Consider the following 5,202-nt stretch of genomic DNA (forward strand, 5'->3'; position numbering starts at 1 on the left):
TTAGGGATTGGCATGCGTTGCATGTGGAGGGAATAAGTGTCACTGGTGCAACGTAGCGATAGTCGAAAGGCTAAACCGCTACAGGGGAATCTCACAAAAGCGGAGCGTTAAGAGTAGCTGTATAGGTTGGTTAAGTTGCATGTTGGGGAAACCCTCGCAGAGATACCGCCATACTTCGACAGGGAGCGCGTGGGAGAAGGTGCAAGACCTTTAGTCCTTGTCTGCATAGTCTGCAAAGCTATGTGCGGATACGACCGATATACGTGGCTCCGAAGCCAAAAGAATATGCGGTAAATCGGCAATACTTAAAGGATGTGTCATTTTTTTAAATGACCGCCTTTAGGGAGAGTATTGCCGAAACTCTCTCAACCGTTCACCAAAGCCAAAGCACGAAGTGCGACGCTTGGGTAACGAGTTGAGAAGTTGAGAGCATGTGCTTTTGCTTTTATAGGTTTTTATATTTTTATAGAAGAGCTTTTGAGAAGCTTGTTCTGCTTAGGCTATTATTAAAATCCAATTCTGTTTGTATTAATAATAATGTTATTAGAATATTTTCCTCTGACATCATCGCAAACAGTTGTATAGCTATAATATTCATAGGTTTTTAGAGTACCAATAATATAGCCTCTTTGAAAAATAGGTTCCCATTGATTAGTAAATGGGCTCAAGAAAAGACCTTGTGAACATTCAATCGCTAAATTATTTTTCACTACATTATTTTTAGGATTTGAGTGAACTTCTTTTATAGAAAAATATCTAATATCATTATTATTTGGTGCTGTTTTGATTGAATTTTTGTCTACATATATTTTAGAAATCTCACCTTTATCTTTGTTTGTGATGAATACATTAGCAAGTTCCCATTTAGGTGCTGCATGAGAGAGAATTGGTAAAGATAGACAGAGTCCTAAGATAAACTTTTTCATTAATTGTCCTATGAAATCTCATAATGATTTGTTAAATCATAACTTAATTTATTGCTGATCTAGCTTAGCTTATAATTAATTTGAATTATTTTTACGTTGTTTGAGAACTTCTAATCCTAAATCCTTCCAAATTTGCCATTTCATATCATTTGGGTCTATTTCAGCAGTTTTAAGCAGAATTCCAAGTAATTCGGCTGGGTCACGCTGATCAAGGTTAGCAATTTCAAAAAGTGCGCCTAATTGAATGAGATGACGTGTACGAGCTTTTCGTTCAGCTTCCTTTTCTGCATTCAGTAATTTTCTAACTGCTATCTTCTGTTTATTCGCTCGATCTATGGCTTTTTCAGCTTTGATCAAGGCATTCAATTTTTTCTCTTGGTCGGGAGTACGGTATTGGATTTGAGCTAATTCTAATAAAAGCTTTTGTGCATCACTGGGATTCTTTAAAGCAGAAATGTAGGTAATTTTTTCAGACAGCCAATCATTATTCATATTCAATTCCTTAATTCATATACCGCAAAAGCACAGGCTCAATACTCAAAGAACGATAACAAAATAATTACGTCCAAGGTACGCAATTTTGTTAAAGTCGTTCTAGAGATTGTCGCCTGTACTTCCATCAAAAAATTGATGGCGCGCTTAGACGTTTCTCAATTTCATTGAGAAACCTAAGCACGTTAGGGACTTCATCCCTAAAACCCTGAAACTTCTTTTTTTCGTTCAATTGAAAATTGAATGAAAAAAAGAAGTACCAAAGCTAGGAGCAACAGCATGCAACTAAAACAGGTATTGGGAAAAATCAAAGATATTAGTTTTGGCGTGATCGCAGCACCGCTAATTATCATCATTATGATGTGGGCTTCGATACTTGATCAAAGAGCGTTTAAAAAAGAACGTAACCGAAAAAAGGAACAGGATAAGACCTAATGGCGATTGCTCGTTTAAGTGTCAAAGTCGGTAAGGCAGGTAAAGCAGCACCGCATGCCGAATATATTGATCGGGATGAAGAAAAAAAGCTGAAACAAGAACAGGCAGAAACCGACCTTGAACATAGTGCCTATGGGAATATGCCGAAATGGGCTGAACATAATCCGATTACCTTTTGGGAAGCAGCCGACCTTTACGAGCGCAAAAATGGCAGTACCTATCGAGAATATGAAATTGCCCTGCCTAGAGAGATGAATGCCAAACAACGTCTAGAACTGGTTGAGGAGTTCATTCAGTCCGAGATTGGCTCAAAATATCCATATCAGTTTGCGATTCATAACCCTAAAGCAATGGACGGCAACGATCAGCCCCACGTGCATCTCATGTTTAATGAACGTCTGCAAGATGGAATCGAACGAGATCCAGAGCAATATTTCAAACGCTATAACAGCAAAAATCCTGAACGTGGCGGAGCTAAAAAAGACAATACAGGCAAGAGTTACCAGGAACGAAAAATTGATATTAAAGACCTACGCCAAAGATGGGCGGATTTATGCAACAGCCATTTAGAAAAACATCAAATTGATAGCCGTATTGATATGCGAAGCTACAAAGAGCAAGGCATAGAGAAAGAACCCGAAAAGAAACTGTTACCAAGCCAAGCCAAAGACCCTGAAATTAGGGAAGCCCTACAACAATCACGTACAGCCTATAAAGAGCTTGAGCGACTAGACTTAGGCGACCCGAAACAAGACCTGAAAGACCTCAAAAACAGCCCAATTTCAGACAAAGAAATTAAACAGGGTATTGAGAGCTTTAAGGCTGATTTTGACAGCTTTAAACAGCTTGCTTTGGAACAGTACAAACAACAGCAGAAATTAGAAAGAGAGCAACAGAAAACAATGAAGTTTAGAGGGATGAGCCGATGACACCTGATGAAAAAAAGCTATATGCACTAATGGCAGTTGCAGAACAACAGCAGAACCTCGTCAATCAGGCCGTTAAAGAGCTTCAAATCACGAAAGAACACATTCAAAGCACTATTGCTGGGCAGACCCACCATACTGTATCAAAATCGCTAAATACGGGCTTACAGGAGGGTACAGCGGAGCTTATTAAGACCGCTAAAGCACTTGGACGCTTGAATAATTCAATTGAATCAGCCCGTGATCAGTTGTCATGGAAGCTCATTACCATTGTTCTAGGCATCTTTGCCATTCTGATGCTTGGTATCATTTGGCTGTTTAGTGTTTATATCAAACCTTTAGGCAATATCCCGCAGATCGAGAGCCTGAGACAGCAAGGCATCCAGTTTGATATTGGAAGTTGTAAAGTTGATGGAGAATCTAAACCGTGTGTCCGAGTGATGAAAAAGCAGTGCGGATATGGAAAAAATGGCGATTTTTGTGTCATAGACCCAAAATAATAAGAATATTTCTTATGCTAAAAGAAAATTCTTACTTAATTTCAATTCTACGAGAGGAAAAGGGGTAATCATGCCATTGATTGAATATTACGGCTTGTTATTTGAATGGCATGACCAAAAAATGGATTTAGTCTACAGAGGGCGTGAAATTACGTTCGAAGAAGTCTGTAGTATTTTCCTTGATCCTGCATTGATGTCTTTTGATGATGTAGGACACTATGACGAACAACGACTAATATCAGTCGGTTTAAGCAATCGTGGTAGACTATTAACAGTGGTTTGGGTTGAACGTGGAGATGTTGCGAGAATAATCACTGCATTTGAACCATCACATCACCAAAAGCGGAGGTACAGCAATGCAAAATGAATTAGAACGCTATAAAAATTTTGATCCTACCAATGCCCCATTGGTTAAACCTAGTTTTGTGAAAAAATTACAGGAACGTCACGCCATCGCTCAAGCAAAGGCTTTTGATGCTGATGTGGTGACATGGTTAGGTTCACAAGATAATGAAACAAAACAACATATTAACGATATGGTTCGCCATATTATGGCATTGAAACGTACTTAATTAGGTATGACCTCCCTTTTTTGTTTTAATGTTTGATTGATTAATTAGAAAGCTCATTTGGTATTCATACCAAATGAGCTTTTACTTTATAATTTTTGAAGGATACGCCGTGGTTAAGGAAGTTGTTATGTTGAAACATTCAAGTTTGGAAAGAAAAGAGTTCAAGCATGAAGAACTTGCACTAATAAAAAAACTTGATTTCAACGATATTGAGATTATTAAGCCTGATAATCTTGGACAAATCTTAATTTGGACTTCTAAACTTGCTGAATATCATCATGCTCAATTTGTTGAATTTAGTCATAAGTTAGATATTGTTGATGAAATAGAAGAGCGAGAAGAGATTAACAATAAGATTAATTTTTATAGAAAAAGTAGAGTTTTAGAGAATCATATCAAGGATTTCTATCTAAAAAAGCTATTGGATCAAGGAGAAGCGACAGTAAAGGGATATATCAAACATCCGATTAAACAGGATACAAATTACGCTGTAATTTCTTATCACGGATATCATTTTGTTAGTTTTGCTACTCCAGAGATTATTGAAAAATTTCCCTTACATTTTATTGATTTTGTACAAAGTGAAACACCAAAGACATTAGCAGATATACACTCTGATGAAGCTGTACTGCTATCAACGGTTAAGAATTTTATAACGCCCTTTAAAGAACAATATAAAAAAATAAAGAGTAAAAATAAGGAGATCAAAGAACACAATACGGTCGTACATAAAATTTATATAAAAATTAAAAATAAAGAAGCAACTTTGCAAAAGCCAACAGATTCAAAGCCTAAAGAATCTAGCCCCAAATCTGATGAAAAGATTACTTTACCAGTAAAAATGAAGCAGGTAGCTATTCAGCAAAATATAGCTTCACAAGAAAAGTCAATTACTGTGATTAAGAAGCGAAAATTTGCTTTAAATAAGGATAAGTAAATTTGTAATTGTAAATTATAAAGAAAATCCCCCCTAAGCCTTGCAACTTAGAGGGGTTTTCCAGTAAATTCTACGGTACGCAGTTATTTGATGTTAACCCATCGAATAACGAAGATCATAAGGTTTGGCGACCGTTATGATTTCACCAAAGGCTGGTACCTGAACTCTATTTTCACAATAAACAGTGTTTAGATCAAGTCTCAAAATGATAAGTCTTCGTTAATCCGTGTTTTAAATCATCAAATAAGCATCATAGATCGAGCTTTGCCTGCTTCTGCGTGTCCGTTTTAGGGATTGGCATGCGTTGCATGTGGAGGGAATAAGTGTCACTGGTGCAACGTAGCGATAGTCGAAAGGCTAAACCGCTACAGGGGAATCTCACAAAAGCGGAGCGTTAAGAGTAGCTGTATAGGT

The 5,202-nt window shown here is 37.2% G+C and carries 8 protein-coding genes; 6 read left to right on the forward strand and 2 right to left on the reverse strand.

Annotation, left to right across the window (positions count from 1 at the left end; genetic code table 11):
* Positions 1 to 506 precede the first annotated feature (506 nt).
* Both FTU55_RS14440 and FTU55_RS14445 read right to left on the reverse strand, forming a co-directional pair.
* A complete protein-coding gene (locus tag FTU55_RS14440; RefSeq protein WP_133175294.1) occupies positions 507 to 926 on the reverse strand; it encodes a hypothetical protein in 420 nt (139 codons plus the stop codon).
* A gap of 75 nt (positions 927 to 1,001) precedes the next feature.
* Complete coding sequence (locus FTU55_RS14445) at positions 1,002 to 1,418, reverse strand: conjugal transfer protein TraD (protein ID WP_108091264.1); 417 nt, start codon at positions 1,416 to 1,418, stop codon at positions 1,002 to 1,004.
* Between the two features lie 279 nt (positions 1,419 to 1,697).
* Between FTU55_RS14445 and FTU55_RS14450 the strand changes: the two genes are divergently transcribed.
* The 6 genes from FTU55_RS14450 (at position 1,698) to FTU55_RS14475 (ending at position 4,788) form a co-directional block, all read left to right on the forward strand.
* A complete protein-coding gene (locus FTU55_RS14450) occupies positions 1,698 to 1,853 on the forward strand; it encodes a hypothetical protein (protein WP_002061201.1) in 156 nt (51 codons plus the stop codon).
* Entirely contained in the window at positions 1,853 to 2,782 is a 930-nt protein-coding gene (locus tag FTU55_RS14455) for a MobA/MobL family protein (protein WP_119065094.1), read from the forward strand. The genes FTU55_RS14450 and FTU55_RS14455 overlap by 1 nt, the downstream gene beginning before the upstream one ends.
* Complete coding sequence (locus tag FTU55_RS14460; RefSeq protein WP_068550831.1) at positions 2,779 to 3,279, forward strand: hypothetical protein; 501 nt, start codon at positions 2,779 to 2,781, stop codon at positions 3,277 to 3,279. The genes FTU55_RS14455 and FTU55_RS14460 overlap by 4 nt, the downstream gene beginning before the upstream one ends.
* 70 nt (positions 3,280 to 3,349) lie before the next feature.
* A complete protein-coding gene (locus FTU55_RS14465; RefSeq protein WP_042087986.1) occupies positions 3,350 to 3,646 on the forward strand; it encodes a BrnT family toxin in 297 nt (98 codons plus the stop codon).
* Positions 3,636 to 3,851: a hypothetical protein gene (locus FTU55_RS14470; protein WP_042087985.1), complete on the forward strand. Its 216-nt coding sequence runs from the start codon at positions 3,636 to 3,638 to the stop codon at positions 3,849 to 3,851. Before FTU55_RS14465 ends, FTU55_RS14470 begins: the two co-directional genes overlap by 11 nt.
* A 127-nt stretch (positions 3,852 to 3,978) precedes the next feature.
* Entirely contained in the window at positions 3,979 to 4,788 is an 810-nt protein-coding gene (locus FTU55_RS14475; RefSeq protein ID WP_108091266.1) for a hypothetical protein, read from the forward strand.
* Positions 4,789 to 5,202 lie beyond the last annotated feature (414 nt).

It is taken from the genome of Acinetobacter sp. YH12117, assembly GCF_013418865.1.
GTDB classification, from domain to species: Bacteria; Pseudomonadota; Gammaproteobacteria; order Pseudomonadales; family Moraxellaceae; genus Acinetobacter; species Acinetobacter indicus.